Source organism: Loktanella fryxellensis (genome assembly GCF_900110065.1).
In the GTDB taxonomy this organism is placed as follows: domain Bacteria; phylum Pseudomonadota; class Alphaproteobacteria; order Rhodobacterales; family Rhodobacteraceae; genus Loktanella; species Loktanella fryxellensis.
The window spans coordinates 342,872-364,603 of record NZ_FOCI01000001.1; the positions used below are offsets into that span (position 1 = coordinate 342,872).

The 21,732-nt window shown below is 65.6% G+C and carries 24 protein-coding genes and 3 tRNA genes; 10 read left to right on the forward strand and 17 right to left on the reverse strand.

The window, feature by feature from the left end; all coding sequences use genetic code 11:
* Positions 1–146 precede the first annotated feature (146 nt).
* On the reverse strand, positions 147–881 hold the full coding sequence (locus tag BMX16_RS01655; protein WP_089897987.1) for a 16S rRNA pseudouridine(516) synthase: 735 nt from the start codon (positions 879–881) through the stop codon (positions 147–149).
* Between the two features lie 486 nt (positions 882–1,367).
* Here BMX16_RS01655 and BMX16_RS01660 point away from each other — a divergent pair, with 486 nt between their 5' ends.
* The 4 genes from BMX16_RS01660 (at position 1,368) to BMX16_RS01675 (ending at position 3,799) form a co-directional block, all read left to right on the forward strand.
* Positions 1,368–1,763, forward strand: coding sequence for a hypothetical protein (locus tag BMX16_RS01660; protein ID WP_143057979.1), 396 nt, complete (start codon positions 1,368–1,370; stop codon positions 1,761–1,763).
* A 6-nt stretch (positions 1,764–1,769) separates the two neighbouring features.
* Positions 1,770–1,991 carry a hypothetical protein gene (locus BMX16_RS01665; protein WP_089897991.1) on the forward strand — a complete coding sequence of 74 codons (222 nt, stop codon included), beginning with the start codon at positions 1,770–1,772 and terminating at the stop codon, positions 1,989–1,991.
* Positions 1,992–1,994: 3 nt separating this feature from the next.
* Positions 1,995–2,933 carry a sensor histidine kinase gene (locus BMX16_RS01670; protein WP_089897993.1) on the forward strand — a complete coding sequence of 313 codons (939 nt, stop codon included), beginning with the start codon at positions 1,995–1,997 and terminating at the stop codon, positions 2,931–2,933.
* Between the two features lie 272 nt (positions 2,934–3,205).
* Complete coding sequence (locus BMX16_RS01675; RefSeq protein WP_089897995.1) at positions 3,206–3,799, forward strand: exopolysaccharide biosynthesis protein; 594 nt, start codon at positions 3,206–3,208, stop codon at positions 3,797–3,799.
* Positions 3,800–4,196: 397 nt separating this feature from the next.
* Here the strand turns inward: BMX16_RS01675 and BMX16_RS18160 are convergent, their stop codons facing one another.
* The 5 genes from BMX16_RS18160 to lon all read right to left on the reverse strand — a co-directional run bounded on the left by BMX16_RS18160 (position 4,197) and on the right by lon (position 7,861).
* Complete coding sequence (locus tag BMX16_RS18160) at positions 4,197–4,319, reverse strand: hypothetical protein (RefSeq protein ID WP_281242543.1); 123 nt, start codon at positions 4,317–4,319, stop codon at positions 4,197–4,199.
* 133 nt (positions 4,320–4,452) lie between these two features.
* Positions 4,453–4,528, reverse strand: a tRNA-Val gene (locus tag BMX16_RS01680).
* 119 nt (positions 4,529–4,647) lie between these two features.
* Positions 4,648–4,722: transfer RNA gene (locus tag BMX16_RS01685), tRNA-Val, on the reverse strand.
* A gap of 12 nt (positions 4,723–4,734) precedes the next feature.
* The gene (locus BMX16_RS01690) at positions 4,735–5,316 is read right to left on the reverse strand and encodes an HU family DNA-binding protein (protein WP_245731209.1); all 582 of its coding nucleotides are present in this window, start codon (positions 5,314–5,316) and stop codon (positions 4,735–4,737) included.
* 136 nt (positions 5,317–5,452) lie between these two features.
* Positions 5,453–7,861 carry an endopeptidase La gene (lon, locus tag BMX16_RS01695; RefSeq protein WP_089897996.1) on the reverse strand — a complete coding sequence of 803 codons (2,409 nt, stop codon included), beginning with the start codon at positions 7,859–7,861 and terminating at the stop codon, positions 5,453–5,455.
* A gap of 247 nt (positions 7,862–8,108) precedes the next feature.
* Between lon and BMX16_RS17505 the strand changes: the two genes are divergently transcribed.
* Together BMX16_RS17505 and BMX16_RS01705 are read left to right on the forward strand one after the other, a co-directional pair.
* Positions 8,109–8,363, forward strand: coding sequence for a hypothetical protein (locus BMX16_RS17505; RefSeq protein WP_177174540.1), 255 nt, complete (start codon positions 8,109–8,111; stop codon positions 8,361–8,363).
* Positions 8,364–8,370: 7 nt separating this feature from the next.
* Entirely contained in the window at positions 8,371–10,656 is a 2,286-nt protein-coding gene (locus tag BMX16_RS01705; protein ID WP_089898000.1) for a glycosyltransferase family 2 protein, read from the forward strand.
* A 27-nt stretch (positions 10,657–10,683) separates the two neighbouring features.
* Here BMX16_RS01705 and tgt read toward each other — a convergent pair whose 3' ends face one another.
* Complete coding sequence (gene tgt / locus BMX16_RS01710; protein WP_089898002.1) at positions 10,684–11,826, reverse strand: tRNA guanosine(34) transglycosylase Tgt; 1,143 nt, start codon at positions 11,824–11,826, stop codon at positions 10,684–10,686.
* A gap of 137 nt (positions 11,827–11,963) precedes the next feature.
* Between tgt and BMX16_RS01715 the strand changes: the two genes are divergently transcribed.
* Positions 11,964–12,326 (forward strand): SUF system Fe-S cluster assembly protein, encoded by a 363-nt coding sequence (locus BMX16_RS01715; RefSeq protein ID WP_089898004.1) that lies wholly within the window; start codon positions 11,964–11,966, stop codon positions 12,324–12,326.
* A 61-nt stretch (positions 12,327–12,387) separates the two neighbouring features.
* On the forward strand, positions 12,388–12,756 hold the full coding sequence (locus tag BMX16_RS01720; RefSeq protein WP_089898006.1) for a HesB/IscA family protein: 369 nt from the start codon (positions 12,388–12,390) through the stop codon (positions 12,754–12,756).
* 161 nt (positions 12,757–12,917) lie between these two features.
* Here the strand turns inward: BMX16_RS01720 and rpoH are convergent, their stop codons facing one another.
* The 3 genes from rpoH to BMX16_RS01735 form a co-directional block, all read right to left on the reverse strand.
* Positions 12,918–13,814, reverse strand: coding sequence for an RNA polymerase sigma factor RpoH (gene rpoH, locus BMX16_RS01725; protein WP_089898008.1), 897 nt, complete (start codon positions 13,812–13,814; stop codon positions 12,918–12,920).
* Between the two features lie 178 nt (positions 13,815–13,992).
* The gene (locus BMX16_RS01730; RefSeq protein ID WP_089898332.1) at positions 13,993–15,024 is read right to left on the reverse strand and encodes an RluA family pseudouridine synthase; all 1,032 of its coding nucleotides are present in this window, start codon (positions 15,022–15,024) and stop codon (positions 13,993–13,995) included.
* A 160-nt stretch (positions 15,025–15,184) separates the two neighbouring features.
* A tRNA-His gene (locus tag BMX16_RS01735) sits at positions 15,185–15,261 on the reverse strand.
* An 82-nt stretch (positions 15,262–15,343) separates the two neighbouring features.
* On the opposite strand from BMX16_RS01735, the gene BMX16_RS01740 reads away from it, so the two are divergent.
* Positions 15,344–15,535, forward strand: a complete 192-nt coding sequence (locus tag BMX16_RS01740; protein ID WP_089898010.1) for a DUF6324 family protein — start codon at positions 15,344–15,346, stop codon at positions 15,533–15,535.
* Between the two features lie 18 nt (positions 15,536–15,553).
* Here BMX16_RS01740 and BMX16_RS01745 read toward each other — a convergent pair whose 3' ends face one another.
* The 7 genes from BMX16_RS01745 to BMX16_RS01775 all read right to left on the reverse strand — a co-directional run bounded on the left by BMX16_RS01745 (position 15,554) and on the right by BMX16_RS01775 (position 20,276).
* The gene (locus tag BMX16_RS01745) at positions 15,554–15,973 is read right to left on the reverse strand and encodes a thioesterase family protein (protein WP_089898012.1); all 420 of its coding nucleotides are present in this window, start codon (positions 15,971–15,973) and stop codon (positions 15,554–15,556) included.
* 3 nt (positions 15,974–15,976) lie between these two features.
* Positions 15,977–16,453 carry an MmcB family DNA repair protein gene (locus BMX16_RS01750; protein WP_089898334.1) on the reverse strand — a complete coding sequence of 159 codons (477 nt, stop codon included), beginning with the start codon at positions 16,451–16,453 and terminating at the stop codon, positions 15,977–15,979.
* A gap of 420 nt (positions 16,454–16,873) precedes the next feature.
* Positions 16,874–17,341, reverse strand: a complete 468-nt coding sequence (nusB, locus tag BMX16_RS01755; RefSeq protein WP_089898014.1) for a transcription antitermination factor NusB — start codon at positions 17,339–17,341, stop codon at positions 16,874–16,876.
* Positions 17,338–17,874, reverse strand: coding sequence for a 6,7-dimethyl-8-ribityllumazine synthase (locus tag BMX16_RS01760; protein WP_089898016.1), 537 nt, complete (start codon positions 17,872–17,874; stop codon positions 17,338–17,340). Before BMX16_RS01760 ends, nusB begins: the two co-directional genes overlap by 4 nt.
* Before the next feature lie 2 nt (positions 17,875–17,876).
* The gene (gene ribB / locus BMX16_RS01765; RefSeq protein ID WP_089898018.1) at positions 17,877–19,007 is read right to left on the reverse strand and encodes a 3,4-dihydroxy-2-butanone-4-phosphate synthase; all 1,131 of its coding nucleotides are present in this window, start codon (positions 19,005–19,007) and stop codon (positions 17,877–17,879) included.
* A 79-nt stretch (positions 19,008–19,086) separates the two neighbouring features.
* Positions 19,087–19,680: a hypothetical protein gene (locus BMX16_RS01770; RefSeq protein ID WP_089898019.1), complete on the reverse strand. Its 594-nt coding sequence runs from the start codon at positions 19,678–19,680 to the stop codon at positions 19,087–19,089.
* Positions 19,680–20,276 carry a riboflavin synthase gene (locus tag BMX16_RS01775; RefSeq protein ID WP_089898021.1) on the reverse strand — a complete coding sequence of 199 codons (597 nt, stop codon included), beginning with the start codon at positions 20,274–20,276 and terminating at the stop codon, positions 19,680–19,682. The genes BMX16_RS01770 and BMX16_RS01775 overlap by 1 nt, the downstream gene beginning before the upstream one ends.
* 153 nt (positions 20,277–20,429) lie before the next feature.
* On the opposite strand from BMX16_RS01775, the gene BMX16_RS01780 reads away from it, so the two are divergent.
* Complete coding sequence (locus BMX16_RS01780) at positions 20,430–21,710, forward strand: capsule biosynthesis protein (RefSeq protein WP_245731210.1); 1,281 nt, start codon at positions 20,430–20,432, stop codon at positions 21,708–21,710.
* Positions 21,711–21,732: the final 22 nt, after the last annotated feature.

Consider the following 21,732-nt stretch of genomic DNA (forward strand, 5'->3'; position numbering starts at 1 on the left):
CAATCGGTTCCAGAGGGGTGCGACATCACGTCGTCGAACGCAACTTGAAAATCGGCGATCAAATTGTGCAAAAACGCACGCAACCTGATGAGTGGACTGGTTTTTCGGCTGGCAGACCTGCGCGTTTCACCCGGCGTGGTCTGTCGTCAAGCGAAGATCAGGGCGATGTCGTCGGGGTGCAGCAGCGTCCACTGACCGGGTGCCAGATCGTCAGGCAGCGACAGCCCGCCCAGCCGTTCGCGATGCAGCTTTTCGACATGATTGCCCGTGGCGGCGAACATGCGACGCACCTGATGATACCGCCCTTCGGTCACGGTCAGCAGCGCTTCGTTGGGCGAGACAACCTCCAGCACGGCGGAAGCCAGCGGTGTCGCCTCGCCCCGCAGCATCAACTGACCGGCGGCAAAGGTTTCGCCTTCGGTCCCGTCCATGGGGCGCGCCAGATGCGCGTGGTAGGTCTTGGTGATGCGGTGGCGCGGACCGATGATGCGGTGCAGCAAGGGACCGTCGTCGGTCAGCAGCAGCAGGCCGGAGGTCTGCTTGTCGAGCCGTCCAACGCTGGAAACCACGGGATCGCGTCGCCGCCAGCGCGCTGGCAGCAGGTCGTGGATCAGCGGCCCGTCTTCGGTATGCGAACAGGTCATGCCGACGGGCTTGTGCATCAGGATGACCATCCCCACCAATGGATCGAGCGCCTGTCCGGCGATCTGCATCCGAGCAGGCAGGTCAGGCGTCAGCGGGATGCGGTGCGTGGCATCGCGCAGCGCAACCCCGTCAAGGAGGATCCCGCCGCGCCGCGCCATCTGCGCGATGTCGGGGCGCGCGCCATAACCCATGGACGACAGCAAGCGGTCGATGCGCGATGTGGGGGTCTTGGCCATGACGGCGGATGTCCTTGACGGCAAACGGCCCGTCGCCCTGCGATCGTCTGCAGGACGCGAGGGCGGCATTCTGGTGGGCGGTGCGGGGCGCGACACCCCGACATCGTCGGTGTAAACGATGACGACCGGGTGTCAACGATCTGCTTTCGTTGGATTTTGCCTGCCGACTGCGGTGGTGGACCTGACCTCGCCGGTGGTCGCCCCGTGGGTCGCGCCAATGATGCCTCATTGGTTCGGTATGCCGAACTTCGCACAAATTCTCGGTATGCGACACAATTAGTGCCAATGGCGCAACGATACGGACAATCGAACATGTCACGCGAGCGCCCCATGCAGAGACGGTTCAAAAGTCTGATGTCGCCTGGGAACGCCTATGCAGCCAGCATCGCGCTGCTGATCGCGATTTGATTGGTCTTTGGCATTCACGGTGTACGCACCAACATCGCGGCCCATGTCGAACAGCAGCGCGGGAAGGCCGCGCAGGACGTGGCCCAGATCGGCGCCCGGTTCGCCGAAACGGTGTATGGCCAGGACGGAATCGGATTGGCGCTGGCCGACTTCCTGCGCGTGAGGCCGGATCCGGACACGCGTGATCTGGATGAAATGGCCACGCGATTCCTGACACGGCACCCCGATGTCCGTTCCATCGTCTTTGCGCCGGATCTCGTCGTGTCACAGGTCTATCCGGAAAACATCTACCGGAATCTGGTCAGCATCGACTACACCGCGTTCCCGGAACGGATGACGGCCATCGACCGGGCCATCGCAGAGCGCGGGCCCATCTTCGACCACCAGCCGCTGAACCTAAACAGCGAGCCGGCCTATATCATCAGGTATCCCGTTTTCGTGCCGGACGATGCCACCGGCGCCGAACGGGTCTAGGGCATCGTGTCCATCACCATCCCGCAAGAGACGCTGCTGGCCAGCAAGCTCTTTCCCGGACAGGACTTCGCCCCTGCGACGTTCATGATCCGCGAGATCGACGTGATGGGTGAGGAAATCAACCGCCTTGCCGGCGATCCGGCCGTGCTCGATCGCGATCCCATGACAGGGATCATCCCGGTTCTCGACTCTCACTGGGAAATCGCGGTCGCACCCACGGCTGGCTGAGTCATGTTTTCGGACAGTTCGGTCGGATTCATCGCATCGCTGATCACGGCCGTCCTCGTCCTGGCCGGCCTGATCGTCATGATCCGCAAGCTGAACCGGTCGAACATGCGGATGCTGCAATTCATGACCGAAAGCATCGACGCCATCGGAGAGGGGATCGTCGTCTTCGACCGCCAAGACCGGGTCGCGTTGGTCAATCCGAGGTATTCCAAGATGATGCGGAGCAACCAACCTGCCGTCGCCAAGAAATCCCGGTTCATCGGCAAGGTGTCGCACGAACTGCGCACACCGCTGACCGTCATCAACGGCTATATCGCATGTCTGGTCAAGGCCGCCGAGCGGGCGGCCGAAGGGGCAGATCCCGATCGCAACGTGGCACAGATCAAGGCTCACGGCGCCCGGATCCAGAGTGCTGCCAGCCACATGCGACGCATCGTCGAGGATCTGCTGGACTGGAGCAACAACGAGCGCGGTCGCCTTGTCATGGATCGTGCGCCGTTCGCCATGGATGCGCTGTTGCGTGATGTCACCGACGACTTTCGCATGGAAATCGAACGCAAGGGACTGGTGCTGGAGACCGCGATCGGCGGCGCGCAGGTGATGGGTGACAGGGCACGGCTGAAGCAGGTGATCTGCAATCTGCTGTCCAATGCCCTGCGCTTCACGGATGCCGGGCGCATCGTCGTCACGCTGGCGTCCGATCGCGACGAAGTCCGCATGGCGGTGGCGGACACGGGAATCGGAGTTGCGCCTCAGGACCACGCCAGGATCTTCGAGACGTTCCATCAGGTCGATAATTCCGACGCCCGGACCTATGGCGGGTTGGGATTGGGTCTGGCGATCGTCGCTGAAATCGTGCGCCAGCACGGCGGACGCATTCAAGTCGACAGCGATCTTGGAACAGGCGCGGTGATGACGCTCAGACTTCCGACGCATGCCTGAACGCTGAAACCCCGCGGAGGCGGGCACCGACGCCGGCGGTGACCGTCAGGCATCGAACAGCGTCGCCTTTGGGCGGGCAGTGTAGGCGGTGTGCTGCTTTGGTCCGCTGACGACACCGTGGTCGCGGGCGCCGCACAATTGGCCGGATCACCGCATCCACGATTGGCCAGCGTCCACGGCCCAAACCAGATGAGTGTCCCGGAACGATACGGCGCGCGGATGGTTGAAGGGGCGGTAGCGAAAATGGGTGCGGCTTGCAGAATGGTGACGCCATGACGGAAACACATGACGATCTGGGGCAGGTGCTGCAGGAATTGCGCGACGCCGCAGCCGACAGCGACGGCAATCGGGTGGCGGTCGGCGATCTGTTCGATGCGCTTGATGCGCGGGGATATGGCTCTGTCCTGACCATCCTGCCGCTGGTGGAGCTGACGCCTTTGGGTGGCGTACCGGGGTTTCCCACCACCCTCGCACTCGTGCTGGCGATCGTGACCTTCCGCCTGTTTCTGGGTTACGACCATTTGTGGGTGCCCGGTTGGCTGCGCCGCCGGCAGTTGAAGTCCGACAAGGTCGAAGGCGCCGTCGATTGGCTGAAGCCGGTGGCCGCCCGCATCGACGCGCGGCTTCATGCGCGGCTGGAACGGTTCACCAGCGGATTCTGGCAGCGGATCGCCTGCGTCGTCATCCTCGCCCTGCTAGTGACCGTGCCACCGCTGGAGCTGGTCCCCTTCGCAACCTCCGGCCCGATGATCGTCGTGGCCCTGTTCGGCGCCAGCATCCTGTTCCGCGACGGCCTGCTGATGCTGTTCGCGCTGGCCGGAACCGCGCTGCTGGCGGGGATCCTGCTGGTGATGCTGGGCCCGTAGGCGGGTCCATCCAGATGCTGCTCTAGCCAGTCAGGGACCGCACGCTGACGCTCTGCGTCTGCGTGCGTCTGGCCTGCATCCAGAGGACAAAGGTCCCGTTTCCGGCAGGAACGCCGGTGATCGCATCGTCCCGGACGGTTGCACGGCGCTGCACCTTGGGTGGGACTGCGATCACGTCGGCCCGCCTCTTCAACCGGCGTGATGTCGTAATGGCCGACACCGAGGCTCAGGCGACCAGCGACGATTGCCTCACCGGTCGTGGACACGTTCGCCTGCCAACCCTGGATGCGACAACTGTGACGTTCCATCGGCAGTCCGTTTGCGAAGTGCGGGAATGGGGCTGTCATCAAGGCCAGCCTTGACAGGACGCCACGGTGGGTCAGCGCAACAGCATTGCTCAGTTACTAAGCCAGACAATGTAGATGAACGTCAGGACCAGAACGATGACGATCTGGGCGATCATCGCCTTGATCAGAAACTTTGATCGTTTCGTATCGTCGTCGACATCGATCTTTTTCATCACAGGCCTCCTTGCATGTGCCCTGCAGGCGTCGACGCCACCACGATATGCGGGCCGCCGTCAAACGGATGGGCCTCGCACACGGCCACGCCGCAACAACCTTGCGCCCAGCCACCGCGCAGTCGTTGGTATCTGGTGGGTGGTGAGGGGCTCGAACCCCCGACATTTTCGGTGTAAACGAAACGCTCTACCAACTGAGCTAACCACCCGCGCCGTGGTGTTAGGGCGGATCGCGCCGTGACGCAAGAACCCGCCGCACCATGTCAGGCCATAGACCGCATCGCAAATGTTAAGGGGTGCCACCCTGCGGCGACACCCCTTGATATTCTGGTGGGTGATAAGGGATTTGAACCCCTGACATCTTCGATGTGAACGAAGCGCTCTACCACTGAGCTAATCACCCGGTACGCGGGATTTAGCCCTCGTCATCGTCGTCCGCAACCCCGGATTTCGCGTTTTTCGACGATCCGCCCGACGCGCGGCGGCCCTTCGGTCCCCCACCTTTTGCATTGCGGCCCTTGCCCCCCTGCCCCTGCGCCGGATTGTCGCCAGCCTCGGCGCCCTGCGCCACAGGTGCCGTGCCACCTGCTCCGTCCTTCATCGTGCGCAGCTTGATCGTCAGCAGTTGCGCACCGTCGCCCAGATCCTTGACCTTGATCGCCTTCAGCTTGCCCATCGGCGGCAGGGTCAATTCGCCACCGGCGATCAGGATGTCGGCCAATTCGGCAAGGGTCGCCTCGATCGCGGTCTTGGCGTCGCGTTTGCGCAGGTTGGCACGGGCCGTGACGCGGTCGATGAACTCCGCCTTCTTCACCTCACCGCCGGCAGGCATCGCGGCAGCAGCGCCGACGACGCGGGGCTGCGCCACGGCGACGGGCGTCGCGGCGTCGACCGCCGTCTCGACCTGCGGCGTGATCGGCGTCAGACGCAGTGTGCCGCCCGTGGTGTCCGGCATGGGCGTATCCGTAGTGGTCTTCGGAAGGATGGGGCCTGACATGTGCGATCCTTGGCTGTGGGCGGGACGCCGTGTCGCGGCACCCTGTTGCATCCACGATGCCAGACGGATGCGCCACGAAAAAGGCGCGCCTGTGACGGCGCGCCTTTCATTTGTGACCGGGTGGCACGATGCAGGATCAGTGGATCCCGGCACCGACACCCTGTTGGCGGGCCGCAAGGGCTGCCGCTGCGGCCGCCTCTTCCGCCGCCTCGTCCCATTCGATGGGCTCCGGCTTGCGGATCAGGGCGTGCTCCAGCACCTCGGACACGTGGGTGACGGGGATGATCGTCAGCCCTTCCTTCACGTTGGCGGGGATGTCCGCCAAGTCCTTTTCGTTCTCCTGCGGGATCAGGACGGTCGTGATCCCGCCGCGCAGGGCGGCCAGCAGTTTTTCCTTCAGACCGCCGATCGGCATGGCATTGCCGCGCAGGCTGACTTCGCCGGTCATGGCGATGTCCTTGCGAACGGGGATCTGCGTCAGCACCGACACGATGGACGTGACCATCGCAAGGCCCGCGCTCGGCCCGTCCTTGGGCGTCGCACCGTCCGGCACGTGGACGTGGATGTCCGTCGTGTCGAACTTCGTCGGCTTCACCCCGATGCTGGGACTGATCGAGCGAACGTAGGAGCTGGCCGCGTCGATCGACTCCTTCATCACGTCGCCCAGCTTGCCGGTAGTCTTCATCCGGCCCTTGCCCGGCAGGCGCAGCGCCTCGATGCTGAGAAGCTCGCCGCCGACGCTGGTCCACGCGAGGCCTGTGACGACACCGATCTGGTCGTCCTTTTCCGCCAACCCGTAGCGGTGCTTGCGCACGCCAAGGAAGTCGCCAAGGTTGTCCGCCGTGACCGTGATGTGATCATAGGCCTTCTTGGCGATCTGCGTCACGACCTTGCGGGCGATCTTGGCCAGCTCGCGCTCGAAGTTCCGCACGCCGGCCTCGCGGGTGTAGTACCGCGCAATATCGGTCAGCGCGCTGTCCTCGACCACCAGTTCCTTCGCCCGCAGCCCGTGGTTCTTCATCACCTTGGGCAGCAGGTGGCCGCGCGCGATCTCGCGCTTCTCGTCCTCGGTGTAACCCGACAGGCTGATGATCTCCATCCGGTCCAGCAGCGGCCCCGGCATGTTGTAGGAGTTCGCCGTGGTCAGGAACATCACGTTCGACAGATCGTATTCCACCTCGAGGTAGTGGTCCACGAAGCTCGCGTTCTGTTCCGGATCGAGCACCTCCAGCATCGCCGATGCGGGATCGCCACGGAAGTCCTGCCCCATCTTGTCGATCTCATCGAGCAGGATCAGCGGGTTGGTGGTTTTCGCCTTTTTCAGCGCCTGGATGATCTTGCCGGGCATGGACCCGATATAGGTCCGCCGGTGACCGCGGATCTCGGACTCGTCACGCACGCCGCCAAGGCTGATGCGGATGAACTCGCGTCCCGTGGCCTTCGCCACCGACTTGCCCAGCGAGGTCTTGCCCACGCCCGGAGGGCCGACGAGGCACATGATCGGCCCCTTCAGCTTGGCGCTGCGACCCTGCACGGCCAGATACTCGACGATCCGCTCCTTGACCTTTTCCAGCCCGAAGTGGTCGTCATCCAGAACCTTCTGCGCATGGCCCAGATCCTTGCGGGTGCGCGATTTCACGCCCCATGGCACGCTCAGGATCCAGTCGAGGTAGTTGCGCACGACCGTCGCCTCGGCGCTCATCGGGCTCATGTTCTTGAGCTTCTTGAGTTCCGCATCGACCTTTTCGCGGGCTTCCTTGCTCAGCTTCGTGGCTTCGATGCGCGCCTCGAGCTCGGCCACTTCACCGGCCCCGTCCTCGCCGTCGCCCAATTCCTTCTGGATCGCCTTCATCTGCTCGTTCAGATAGTATTCGCGCTGCGTGCGCTCCATCTGGGACTTCACGCGGGTCTTGATCTTCTTTTCGACCTGCAGCACGGACATCTCGCCCTGCATCAGGCCGTAAACCTTCTCCAGCCGCTCCGACACGGACAGCGTTTCCAGCAGACCCTGCTTCTGCGCGACCTCGATCCCCAGGTGGCCCGCCACCAGATCGGCAAGCTTCGCCGGTTCCGTCGTCTCGCTGACGGCGGACATCGCCTCTTCGGGGATGTTCTTCTTGATCTTGGCGTAACGCTCGAACTCGGCCGCGACCGTGCGCACCAGCGCCTCGATCTCGTCCTCGGTGCCGGGCACTTCGGTCAGCGCCTCGGCGCGCGCCTCGAAGAAGCTGGCATTCTCGACGAAGTCGGTGATCCGCACGCGGCTGCGGCCTTCGACCAGCACCTTCACGGTGCCGTCGGGCAGTTTCAGCAGTTGCAGGACGTTCGCCAGCACACCGGCGCGATAGATGCCGTCCTGTGCGGGGTCATCTTCGCCGGGGTCGATCTGGCTGGACAGAAGAATCTGCTTGTCGTCGCGCATCACCTCTTCGAGGGCGCGGACGGATTTCTCGCGACCCACGAAAAGCGGCACGATCATGTGGGGGAACACCACGATGTCGCGCAGCGGCAGGACGGGATAGGATGTGGCAAGGTTGTCTTGCATGGGTCTTTTCCTTTCAGTGGCAACGCGCACCGGTCCCACTGTCGGCAACCTGTGGTGCGTGTCCGATACGACATGTGGGGCGGTGTGCCACGTGTTTCAACGCCCCCGCAACGCCGCACCGGGCTTGGGGCGAAATGTGAACCCCGCCGCGGCGACCTGCAAGGCGACATTTGGCGTCAGTTGCGAAAACCGGCTGCGGCGCGTCGCCGGGCGATGACCGTTCACGAAAAATTAACAACATTGCAAATTGACGTTACGTAAGGTAAAAGAAGGACAGGAAATTCAGCGTGGAACAGTCATGTTACCAGGTGTTGCAATCCTCTTGGCACTGCTCGCGGCGCTTGCGTCCGCATCGTTCGACGCATCAGATCCAGACGATACCGAAAACGTAGAGGGGCCGGACGACAACACCGACCCCAAGCCCGATCCCATCACAGACGCCGGTGACGATACCGACCCCGACGATACGGATCCCGACCCCACAGATCCCGTCAGCATCTGACACGTCCATGGCAGGCAGTCAGCCGGTCCTGTCAGTCATCCTCACATACTATGACGAGACGCCATTCCTGCAGATGGCCGTCTCGTCCGTGGCGGCACAGGGCATCGACGGAATCGAGCTGATCATCGTCAACGACAATCCCGCGCGCTTTTCACAGCAGGACTTCGATCACTACGATCTGCCTGCCTTCGCGCGCGTGGTCCACCATGCCCAGAACCTCGGCCTGTCGGCGGCCCGCAATACCGGGCTGTCGCACGCCACCGGCACGCATGTGGGATTTCTGGACGGTGACGATTACTACGTGGCCGGCGGCCTTGCGGCGCAGCTGGCCCATACACGGGCCACGGGTGCCTGCATCACCCACGCCCAGTGCTATGTCTCGCGTCTGCGCAGCCCGCAGGTCGATCTGCTGCGCCGCGACCGTCTGCTGTTCGGCACCCCCCGCACGGGTGAGGGGCTGACCGCGTTCGAGGAGGCGCAGTTCATCACCTCGAGCTGGTCGAGCCTGTATCGCCGCGACTTCCTGACCGACAATGCGCTTGCGTTCGATCCCGCGCAGCGCAAGTTCGAGGACCGTCTGTTCGTGCTGCAGACCGTCACCGCCGCACGCCGGATCGCGACGCTCGGCCGCCCCACACGCGTCTGGCGCAGGCGGGCGGGCTCGATCTCGGTGACGCGGGGCGATCCGGACCTGCACCGTCTGCAAGTGCAACTTCTGGAGAAATGCGTGGCGCACGTCACGGACCAGAGCGTCACGGGCCGCCTGCCGCCACGGTTCCTCAAGCGCGAGCATTTCAACACCTTCAGCCGGGTGATCTGGGACCTGCAGATCATCGACGCCATCGCCACGGCCGACCACCCCGCCTATGGGGAACTGGGGCAGCGCATCGCTGCGCTGCTGGACGGGGGCCGGTTCGGACATGCGATCTTCGACGATCCCGTGCTTGCCCCGGTTAACCGTGTCGGCCTGCGGTCGCGACAGGGCGTCATCGGTCGCACCGACATCTTTGCCCTGCACCGGATGCTGCGCGATGCCGACTTTGCCGGTGCCGCGGCGCTGCTGGCGGACCGGCGCGCGGCGGCGGCATCGCCGCCACCGGCCCGCCCCATGGTGCACAGCGCACGTCCACGCCTGATCCTGCACGTGGGCCTGCACAAGACGGGGACGACCTATCTTCAGCATCAGTTGCTGGCGCAGCGCGCGGCGCTGCTGGACCAGGGCATCCTCGTGCCGCTGACAGGCCTGACGGACCACGGGCACGCGGCGATCCGCGCCGGTGGCCAGCCCGGCCATCAGGGGTTGCTGGGCGCGCTGCGGCGTGACGACCCCAAGGTGTGGCAGTCGCTGGAGGCAGAGTTGGCGCAGGCGGCACAGGTGCCGATCCATACGGTCGTCGTGTCGTGCGAAAACATGCTGCTGCCCCTCGCCGATGACCGCGACGAGCGGATCAGAATGCTGGCGGGCCTGACCCATCGCTTTGCGTCAGCCGTGCCGGTGGTCACCCTGCGGCGTCCGGACCACCAGATCGAAAGCTTCTGGCGCGAGATCGTGTGCAACGGCCAGCGTATGGGCGCGCGGTCGCTGGAAGAGTTCACCGGCGACACCGCCCCCCTGCTATGCGACCTGCCCGCCCTGATCGGTCCGGTCGAGGCGCTGACCGGCGAACGCGCGATCCTGCTGGACTTCGATGCCGCCCGCGCGCGCGACGGCCTGTGGGCCGACCTGTGCACCGCCATCGGGATGACGCAGGCACCGACGCCCGTTCCCGTGCCGCGGTATCCCTCTGCCGGGCCGCGCATCACGCAGGCCGCCCGCCTGATCAATGCCCTGATCCCGGAGACGTCCCTGCGGATCGCCACGTTGCGCGACCTGTTCGCCGTCTGGCCCGCAGAGGAGCCGGGCGGCTGGACCATGCCGGTGTCGATGGCCAGCCACGTGCTTGACCGCTTCGAAATCGCCAGCGCCGCCTATGCCGCCGAACGTGGCTATGTCCCGCCGTTCGCGGCATGGCGCGCCGATCTGGCCACCACCCCCCGCGCCGAGCCCGCCATCCTCACCGCCGCCGATCTGGCGCGTCTGCGCGATGCGCGTCTGCGCTGCGAACGCCCCGACCGGGTGCCGGCCGCCGCCGCACTGCCGCGCCATCAGCCACCCCCGATGCAGCCAGAGGCGGACCCGGTTCCGGCACAGCACGCCGCGCGGCCCGCACCGCGCGCCGCCGGTCCGCAGATCGTCATCCGCCCGCGTCCCTGGCTGGTGCACGCGCTGCGCAGGGTGCGCATGCTGCGCTAGGCGTCAGGACACGGCGTCGGACTGCGTTTAAACCGGTTCGATGTCGCCCTGCGCGCGGACCGCGTGGAAATCCGCCTCCCACGCCACGAACCGCCCGGCCGCGATGGCGTCGCGCATTCCCTGCATCAGCGTCTGGTAGTAATGCAGGTTGTGCCACGTCAGCAGCATGCCTAAAATCATCTCCTGCGCGCGAAAGACGTGGTGCAGATACGCGCGGGAATAGTTGCTGCAGGCCGGGCAGGTGCACCCTTCGTCCAAGGGTCGCGGGTCGTCCGCGTGGCGCGCGTTCTTCAGGTTCACGACGCCGCGCCGGGTAAAGGCCTGCCCCGTGCGCCCGGAGCGGCTGGGCAACACGCAGTCCATCATGTCGATGCCCCGCTTGACCGCTCCCACGATGTCGTCGGGCTTGCCCACGCCCATCAGATAGCGCGGCTTGTCCACCGGCAGCACGCCCGTCGCATGGTCGAGGCAGCCGAACATCGCCTCCTGCCCCTCGCCTACAGCCAGACCGCCGACCGCATAGCCGTCGAAGCCGATGTCGGTCAGCGCCTGCGCGGATTCGGCGCGGAAATCCTGTTCCAGCCCGCCCTGCTGGATGCCGAACAGCGCATGTCCGGGCCGGTCGCCAAAGGCATCGCGCGACCGCTGCGCCCACCGCATCGACAGTTGCATCGATGTGGCGATCCGGTCCCGGTCGGCGGGCAGCGCGGGACATTCGTCGAAACACATCACGATGTCGGATCCCAACAGCTTCTGGATTTCCATGCTGCGTTCCGGCGACAGCATGTGCTTGCTGCCGTCGATGTGCGATTTGAAGCTGACGCCCGCTTCGGTCAGCTTGCGCAGATCCGCAAGGCTCATGACCTGAAACCCGCCCGAGTCGGTCAGGATCGGCCCGGACCAGTTCATGAAGCGGTGCAGACCGCCCAGATGCGCGATCCGTTCCGCCGTGGGCCGCAGCATCAGGTGATAGGTGTTGCCCAGCAGGATGTCCGCACCCGTGGCCGCGACGCTTTCGGGCAGCATCGCCTTGACCGTGGCGGCGGTGCCCACGGGCATGAAGGCAGGCGTGCGGATGTCGCCGCGCGGGGTGTGGATCACGCCGGTGCGGGCCATCCCGTCGGTGGCGTGCAGATCGAAGGCAAAGCGGTCGGTCGGGGTCGCGGTCATGGGGCAGCATCCTGAATGGCCTGCCCCTTTTGCCTTCGCACCGCCGAAATGGAAAGAGGCGGGGCGCCGCCACTGCCCTTTACGCCACGCCCGGCAAAACCTATATGAACGGTCAGGAATGCACGGGGAAGACTGCCATGACCGATCAGACAGCACCGATGGAAGGGACGCCGCTGATCGCGCCTTCCACCACCGATCACCCGCTGCACGAGCAGATCGTGGCGGCCTGCCGCACGGTCTATGACCCGGAAATCCCGGTGAACATCTATGATCTGGGGCTGATCTACACGATCCAGATCGACGACGCGTCTGCGGTCAAGGTCATCATGACGCTGACCGCACCCGGCTGTCCCGTCGCAGGCGAAATGCCCGGCTGGGTCGCCGACGCGATCGAACCCCTGCCCGGCGTCAAGCACGTGGACGTGGAGATGACGTTCGAGCCGCAGTGGGGCATGGACATGATGAGCGACGAGGCCCGCCTCGAGCTAGGATTCATGTGAACCACTTGAGTGTGAGGGCCACCGCCCTTACGTTCCAAATGTCACGCTGAAAGGACATCCCATGTTCGGTATCCCCGGCAAGCAGGCGGTCACCATCACACCGCGCGCAGCGACGCAGATCGCGAAACTGATGGCCCGCGACGGGCATCAGGGCCTGCGCATCGGCATCAAGAAGGGTGGCTGCGCCGGCATGGAATACACCATGGACTACGTGACAGAGGTCAATCCGCTGGACGAGACCGTCGAGGTCGACGGTGCCCGCGTGATGATCGCGCCCATGGCACAGATGTTCCTGTTCGGCACGGAAATCGACTACGAGACGACGCTGCTCGAGTCCGCGTTCAAGTTCCGCAACCCCAATGTGGTCGATGCCTGCGGCTGCGGCGAATCGATCAAGTTCGACATCGGGCTGACAGCCACGCAGGCCTGACGGGCTGTCAGCGGTCCGGGCCGCGCCCGTCCGTCGCGACACGCATTGCACGTCGTTCTGTTGCGGCCTGGCTTGGCCCGCCGTTCAGGTATCGACGCTGCGCGCCACCCGCATGTCATCAGGCGTGACTGGGGCCAACCTGTGGTCAGCCCCCGACGGGCTCAACCTTCCGCGAGCATGCCCTTTTCCGCGGCCAGATCGCGCATCCGCTTCTGCAGCTTCTCGAAGGCACGGACCTCGATCTGCCGGATGCGCTCGCGGCTCACGTCATAGCGCGACGACAGATCCTCCAGGGTGATGGTCTCGTCGTTCAGGCGGCGCTGCATCAGGATGTCGCGCTCGCGTTCGTTCAGCACACCCATCGCCTCGGCCAGCATGGCGCGGCGGCTTTCGAGTTCGTCACGCTCCTCGTAATCGCCGGCCTGATCGGCGTCCTCGTCCTCCAGCCAATCCTGCCATTGCATCGTGCCCTCGCCCTCGGACCCGACGGTGGCGTTCAGCGACGCGTCGCCGCCCGACAGGCGACGGTTCATCGACACGACTTCGGCTTCCGTCACGCCAAGGTCGGTGGCGATCCGTGCCACGTTTTCGGGGCGCAAATCGCCCTCCTCCAGCGCACCGATCCGGTTCTTGGCCTTGCGCAGGTTGAAGAACAGCTTCTTCTGGGCGCTGGTCGTGCCCAGTTTCACCATCGACCACGACCGCAGCACGTATTCCTGAATGGACGCCCTGATCCACCACATCGCGTACGTCGCAAGGCGAAACCCTTTTTCGGGGTCGAACTTCTTCACGGCCTGCATCAGGCCCACGTTCGCCTCCGAGATCACCTCGGCCTGCGGCAGGCCGTAGCCGCGGTAGCCCATCGCGATCTTGGCCGCCAACCGCAGGTGCGACGTGACCAGCTGGTGGGCCGCCTCCGTGTCCTCGTTCTCGGTCCAGCGTTTCGCCAGCATGTATTCGGTTTCGGGTTCCAGCATCGGAAACTTGCGAATCTCCTGCATGTAGCGGTTAAGCCCCTGTTCTGGGGACGGGGCCGGCAGGTTCTTGTACTCGCTCATCGGATGCTCCTTGTGTCCGGGCGGTCCCGGACGGATTGGATATGGCTGTCGCCGGGCGGCTGTTCAATCGGTTTGACCCCGATTGACTGACCCTTCGTAAACCTAACCCAGTATGCCCTGCCGCGTTCCGTGACACAGTGGTAAAGTCTGTGCGAGGCCGCACAGACCTTGGGTCAGATCAGACCTGATACTGCAAATTCAGCAAGAGCTGCGCCATATCCGCCGGCAGGTCGGACGTAAACTCCATCTCATCGCCAGTAATCGGATGCGTGAACCCCAGCGTGGCCGCGTGGAGCGCCTGCCGTGGAAACGTCCGCGCCGCCACCACGCCCGCGGGCCCCACCGCCTTTTCCGCCAGCTTCTGACGCCCGCCATAGACCGGATCACCGATCAGCCCGTGGCCGCAGTGGGACAGGTGCACGCGGATCTGGTGGGTGCGCCCCGTTTCCAGCCAGCATTCCACCAGCGCCGCGACGGCTGGCGTGCCGAGCGGGGCAACGATGCGCACCCTCGTCACCGCGTGGCGGCCGGTCTGGAACGATACCGCCTGCTTCTGCCGGTCGGACCTGTGCCGCCCGAGGAAGGTCTGCACCTTCAGGATGTTGCCCGGCTCGAAACTGGTGCCCTTCACCCCGCGCAGACGCGGATCGTTGGCATCCGGCACGCCGAAACACACGGCCAGATAGCGCCGTTGCACGCTGTGATCGGCGAACTGCGCCGCAAGTCCCCGGTGCGCCGCATCCGATTTGGCCACCACCAGCAGGCCGGAGGTTTCCTTGTCGATGCGGTGCACGATGCCGGGACGCTTCATCCCGCCCACCCCCGACAGCGCATCGCCGCAATGATGGATCAGCGCATTCACCACCGTGCCGTCAGGGGTGCCTGGGGCCGGATGCACGACCATGCCCGCGGGCTTGTCCAGCACGATCAGGTGCTCGTCCTCGAACACGATCTCCAGCGGGATGTCCTGGCCTGCGATATGGCTCTCGACCGCCTCGGCCACGGTGATGGCGACGGCGGCCCCTTCGCGCACGCGGGCCCGCGGATCTGTGACGACCGCGCCGTCGATGGCCACCGCGCCGTCGGCGATCAGCCGCCCCAGACGCGAGCGCGACAACACCGCGTCGTCCGGCACATCGCGTGCAAGGGCCTTGTCCAACCGTGCAGGCGGATCGGCGGCGATCAGGAACGTCACCAGCCCGGCAGCGATGCCTGCGGCATGCGCCGCATCGTCATCGTCCGGCAGGTCGTCGTCGTGAAACGGGGCATCGGTCATCGGTCAGGCACTCCTTGCGCGCGTCGCATACGCGCGACGGGCCGGGATGTCACGCGCGACGCACGACAAGGGCTATTCCATTAGATATGGGGGATGGTACCACGTCCCCGGTTTGAACGGGGGACCTCTTGATCCACAATCAAGCGCTCTAACCAACTGAGCTAACGCGGCACTGAGGGGTGATCTACCGAAGCCCCGCCACGATTGCAAGTCCCGAACGGCCCGCGTAGACATCCGAAAACAGGAGGCCCCCGTGGGTATCAACGACGAACGCGATCTCGAGGCGAACATGCAGATCGGCCCGACCGAACTGGGCATGGTGCGCCTGTTCATCACCTCCGGCACGCTGGAAATACCGATGGATTTCGACCCCGAAGAGGCCGAGGAAATCGCGGAGGAAATCCGTGCCGCAGCGCAGGCCGCCCGGGCCGTCAAGCCGCGATAACGCGCTGCGTTCGCTGTTCTAGGGTGCGACTGTGCCTGCGGCCTTGTCAGCGACCCGCGCGGTGAACCGGGCGACGTCGATGACGGCCCGCCTGTGCGTCCCCTCGCCGATCAGCCCCGCCGCGTCCCACGCGGTCACGCGGAACCGCAGACTGCGCCCCGTCACATCGACCAGTTCGGCACGCGCGCGGATTTCCATGCCCGCAGGTGTCGGGGCCACATGGGTGACGTTGATGTCGGTGCCAAGGGAATGCTGCCCCGCGTCCTGATGCGGCAGGATGCACTTGATCGCGGTCTCCTCGAGGAATCCGACCAGATACATCGTCGCCAGCACCGGCGGCATGGTGGAGAAGTCGCCGAACACACCCGCCGCCCCCGGCACCAGCATGGACGGCGTCACCACCATGCGGCTCTCGGCCACCAGTCCGACTGTCAGCATCGCTCACCCTCCGAACGGCAGGACGAAACCGGGGTCCCGCGCCGCCTGCGCCCGCACCGCCGCATGGCGGGCGATGGCCTGGATCATGGCCTTTCGCCGCGGGGGCGCAAGGGGTGTCGCGTCACCCATCGCCACGATCTCGGCGTCGTAGCTGTCGGCGATCATCAGGCCGGACCCCTCCGGCAGCAGGTCGGTCGGAAACGCGGGCCCCACGGCCCAGAAGAATCGGTCGCACCACGGCAGGTAGCCTTGCCACTTCGCATCCGCCCGGTAATCCGCGACCGAGGATTTGCACTCCACGATCCAGACCTCGCCCTTTGGACCCAGCGCCATCACGTCGACGCGCAATCCCGGTGCAGGCACCAGTTCGACGACGCTGACGAAATCATGCCCGCGCAGGTGCCGCGCCACACCACGGGCCAGCAGCTGGCCCGGCGTCAGAAGCGGTGTCGGCACCGGCAGGATCGCATCGTCCATCATGGCAACCAGATATGAACAAAACGGAAACATGCGTCAAGCCACCCGCCACCTGCCATGCGCCCCTTGCGGCGGCGCCCCACTGCGCCTAACTCTTGTGGTGGCGGGTTTCTGCTCTTCCCGTGCGCATGGGGGCTACATTCCAGTGGCCTTAAGCAAATCCGAGGGCGCTGGCTCTGTCCGGACTCCGGTTCGGTTACCCGGTACCCACCTGTACATACAGGTCCTCGGGAATAAGCCCTCGCACGGTCGCTGCGGTTCCCGCCACCCGCATCCCAATAACGAGACACGACGCTGGGGCCCCTCTTGGGTTTCTTCTGGTCACAAATATCCTGGGGTCCGGGGCAAAGCCCCGGCTTCTTCCTGTCACGGGGCAAAGCCCCGAAAAGGGGGTGGGCGGGCGGGGCCGCCACGCCCCGTCACTCAGAACCCGCCGGGGCGATCCTCGTGGGCCATGTGATCCAGCACCGCGTTCACGAAACGCGGCTCCTTGCCGTCGGGAAAGAACGCCCCGGCCACATCGACGAATTCGGTGATGACCACGCGCGGCGGCGTGTCGCCCGCGATCAGCTCGGCCCCGGCGGCCCGGAACAGGGCCCGCAGCGTCGGATCGATGCGGCCCAGCGGCCATTTCGCCACCAGCGCCCGGTCGGTCATCTGATCGATCTTCGCCTGCTCGTCGACCGCCCGTTCCATCAGGCCACGGAACGTGTCCACGTCGCCTTCCAGCATCTCGATGTCGTCGAAGATCTCGCCGAAGCGGTGATCCTCGAACTCCTTGATGACGCTGTCCACGGTCTGCGCGGTCGCTTCCATCTGGAACAGCGCCTGCACGGCGAAAAAGCGTGCGGCAGACCGCATCTTGCGCCGCTGGTTGTTCGAAATCGTCATGCGTTGTCACCACCGCGGCCAAAGCCGCCGAAACCGATGGATGACCCACGCTGTCCCCAGCGCCGCGACAGTGCGATCAGGTGCAGCGCCGCCGCTGCCGCACCGCCGCCCTTGTCCTGCCCGTCCGCCTGCGCGCGCACGGCGGCCTGCTCATGGCTTTCCACCGTCAGGATGCCGTTGCCGATGCACAGCCCCTGCAGGCCCAGCAGGGTCAGGGCACGGCTGCTGTCGTTGCAGACCGTATCGTAATGTGTGGTCTCGCCACGGATGACGCAGCCCAGTGCCACGTAGCCGTCGAAATCGCCCATCCGCGCGGCGATGCCGATGGCGGTCGGAATTTCCAGCGCGCCGGGTACCAGCGCCTCTTCCAGCTCTACCCCGGCTGTGGCGCAGACGGCGCGGACGCCCATGATCTGCTGATCATAGATGTCCTTGTAATAGGGTGCTGCGACCGACAGCAGGCGGACCGGCTTGTCAAGGCCCGCCCCCGTCAGGTCCGGCAGCGGCAGCGTTTGGTGGGTGGGTCCGGCCATCGTCAAATCTCCGAGATCTTGCGGGTGCCGGTGATCTCCAGACCATAGGCGTCGAGGCCCACGACCTTCGGTCGCGGCGAATTCGTCAGCAGTTCGATCCGGTGCAGGCCTAGCGCCGACAGGATCTGCGCGCCAAGGCCGTATTGCCGCAGGGTCTGCGGCGACACGTCGTCGTCAGGCACCATCTGCATGTCCAGATCGCGCAGCAGCACCAGCACGCCGCGCCCTTCGGCCGCGATCAGCGTCATCGCGTCGCCGAATTCGTTACGGCGACCGGGTTGCCCCGTCCCCACCACGTCCAGCATCGGATCGAGGGCGTGCATCCGCACCAGCACCGACGCATCGTCGGTGGTCACATCGCCCTTGATCAGGGCGATATGCTCGGCCCCCTGCGTCTCGTCGGTGAAGATGCGCATGTCCCATTCGCCGCCGAACTCCGACGTGATCAGGCGCTGCGCCTGTTCGCGCACGAGGTTGTCGTGGCGACGGCGATAGGCGATCAGGTCGCTGATCGTGCCGATCTTGAGGTTGTGCAGCTGCGCGAAGGCCACCAGATCCGGCAGGCGGGCCATTTCGCCGTCGTCGCGCATGATTTCGCAGATGACGCCGGACGGGTTCAGGCCTGCCAGACGGCTGATGTCCACGGCCGCCTCCGTATGGCCGGCGCGCACCAGCACGCCACCCTCGCGGGCGCGCAGCGGGAACACGTGGCCCGGCGTGGCGATGTCGGCGGCCCCCTTGGCCGCGTCGATGGCGACCGACACGGTGCGGGCGCGGTCGCCCGCGCTGATGCCGGTGGTGACACCTTCGCGCGCCTCAATGCTGACGGTAAAGGCGGTCTCGTGGCGCGATGCGTTGTTGGTGCTCATGAGTGCGAGGCCCAGTGCGTCGATGCGGCTGCCGGGCAGCGCCAGACAGATCAGGCCGCGCCCGTGGGTCGCCATGAAGTTGATCGCGTCCGGCGTCGCCATCTGCGCGGGGATCACCAGATCGCCCTCGTTCTCGCGGTCCTCGTGATCGACCAGGATGAACATGCGCCCGTTGCGCGCGTCGGCGATGATGTCGTCTGTCGGGCTGATGGCGTCGGACCAGTCCCGTTCGACCGGGCCTGCGGTATCAAAGCTCTGGCTCATCGGGTTCCTTTCACGTCAACGGGCCGCAGATACCCCAGCCCTGCGCGATTGGAAAGGCCGCAGGACCGCACAGAATGCCTCAGCCCGCGGCGGCGAAATAGGCGTCGCCCGCCACCCAGCCCGCCGCACCCACCGCCGCCACCCAGTCGCGTTCCAGCGCGGTATCACCCACGATGACGAAACGGTCGGCGGGGCCACGGAGGCGCACCACGCCCCGCAGATGATCGCGGGTCGCGGCCCATGACAGGGTCGTGGCGGGGGCGGCGAAGGCCGCGTCGATCACCGCCAGCCGCGCAAGGGCGGCGGTGGTGACGCGCGGCTGCGCCAGCGCCACACGGTCGGCCCGCAGACGGGACAGCAGCGCGGTCCGGTCGGCGGGCAGAGCATCCGCGTCGCGCAGCACCCGCAGCGCATTGGATGAAAACAGGAATCCGATCAGATCATGCCCCGTGCTGGCCCTGATCCCGGCATAGGTCCTATAGGGCAGCCCCAGCTCCTGCGCCCGTTTCACCCGCAGGCGCACCACCTCTACGGCCAAGTGCGGCAGCAGGGCGGCGCGGGCGTGGGTCCATGCGATGGTGCGGCCCCGGTGACCGGGGTCCAGCGCCGGACCCGCGTTGTGACCGATCCCCGGCCCCACGGTTGCCAGTCCTTTCGGCGACGGCCCCGCCATCACGCCCAGTCCTGCAACCGCGCGACGTAGCGGGCCATCGTGTCGACCTCGAGGTTGATGCGGTCGCCGACGCGGGTCGTACCCCATGTGGTGACGGTCTTTGTGTGCGGGATCAGGTTCACGCCGAAATCGGCACCGTTCACTTCGTTCACCGTCAGCGAGGTGCCGTTCAGCGCGATGGACCCCTTGGGCGCGATGAAGCGGGCAAAGGCGTCAGGCGCGCGGAACGTATAGCGTGTGCTGTCACCCTCGTCGCGCATGGCGATGACCTCGGCCACGCCATCCACGTGGCCCGACACGATGTGCCCGCCCAGTTCGTCCCCCACCCGCAGCGCGCGTTCGAGGTTGATCGCGGTGTCCACCGCCCAGCCGCCCACGTTGGTGGCGCCCACCGTCTCGGCGCTGATCTCGACCTCGAACCAGTTCTGCGGATCGCGGCCCAGTGCGACGACGGTCAGACACACACCCTCGCAGGCGATGCTGGCGCCGATGTCGATGCCGCCCACATCATAGGCGGTGCCGATGCGCGCCCGCAGGTCGCCCCGCTGGTCGAGTTTCAGCACACGTCCCACGTCGGTCACGATCCCGGTAAACATCGCTGCTCCTTCACTGTTTCACAGCAGTTAATCCTGCATGATCCGCCGGGCAAGCACCGCTGCCCCGTCAGCGGCGCGATCAGGACTTAATTTCGCCCGTCACCTTCGCTAGTGACGGTCACGTAACCCGTAGCAGATGGCACCCGTAACCCCGTGACAGCCCCCCGGCACTTTCTGTTTCTGCAAGGGCCGCATGGCCCGTTCCTGCACCGTCTGGCCCGGATGCTGCGGGCGGCGGGGGCACAGGTGTGGCGCGTGGGCTTCAATGCCGGCGACCGGGCGTTCTGGTTCGGCGCGCCCGGCTATATCCCGTTCAGGGGCAAGGCCGAAGCATGGCCCGACACGTTCCGCGACCTCGTGGCGCAGCATGGGATCACCGATATCGTCCTGTATGGCGACACACGGCCGATCCACGCGCAGGCGGTCGCAGCGGCGCGCGAAATGGGCCTGCGCATCCACGTGTTCGAGGAAGGCTACATGCGGCCCTACTGGATCACCTACGAACGGGGCGGCACGAACGGTCACTCGCGTCTCATGGACCTCAGCGTGGACGACATGCGCACGGCGCTGGCGCGCTCCGACCTCGACGTGCTGACGCCGCCCGCGCACTGGGGCGACATGCGCCACCACGTGTTCTACGGCGCGCTGTATCACTGGTTCGTCATGTTCATGAACCGCGACTACCGCAATTTCACCCGCCACCGCGAACTGCCCGTCGGCACCGAGGCGTGGCTCTATACCAAGCGTCTGCTGCTGATGCCCTACATCGCGCTGGACCGGCGCATCGCCACGCTGCGCATCCGCTATGGCGGGTTTCCCTATCACCTCGTGCTGCTGCAACTGGAACACGACGCCAGTTTCCAGAAACACTCGCCCTTCACCCGGATGGAGGAATTCCTGCAGGTCGTCATGGACGGCTTCGCAAAGGCGACACCGCGTCATCATCATCTGGTGTTCAAGGCGCATCCGCTGGACAACGACCGCAGCCCCACGAAACGCATCATCCGCCGTCTGGCCCGCGAGGCGGGCGTGCAGGCCCGCGTCCACTATGTCCGTGGCGGCAAGCTGGCGCGGCTGCTGGACCATGCACGCACCGCCGTCACCGTCAATTCGACCGCCGCCCATCAGGTGCTGTGGCGCGGCATCCCGCTGAAGGTGTTCGGCAACGCGGTCTACAACAAGCCGGAGTTCGTGTCGGATCAGGCGCTGCCGGATTTCTTTGCCAGTTCGGACCGGCCCGACACCCGCGCCTACAAGGACTACCGCCGCTTTCTTCTGGAAACGAGCCAGGTGCCCGGCGGGTTCTATTCGGCGGGCGGGCGGCGTCAACTCATGCGCCAGTTGATCGACATGATGCTGGCGGATGCCGATCCCTACGACACGCTGGCCGCCGGCAAGGCCCCCCCCCGCCAGCCCCTGCGCATCGTCAAATAGAACCGGATCGCCCCGGCCCGAT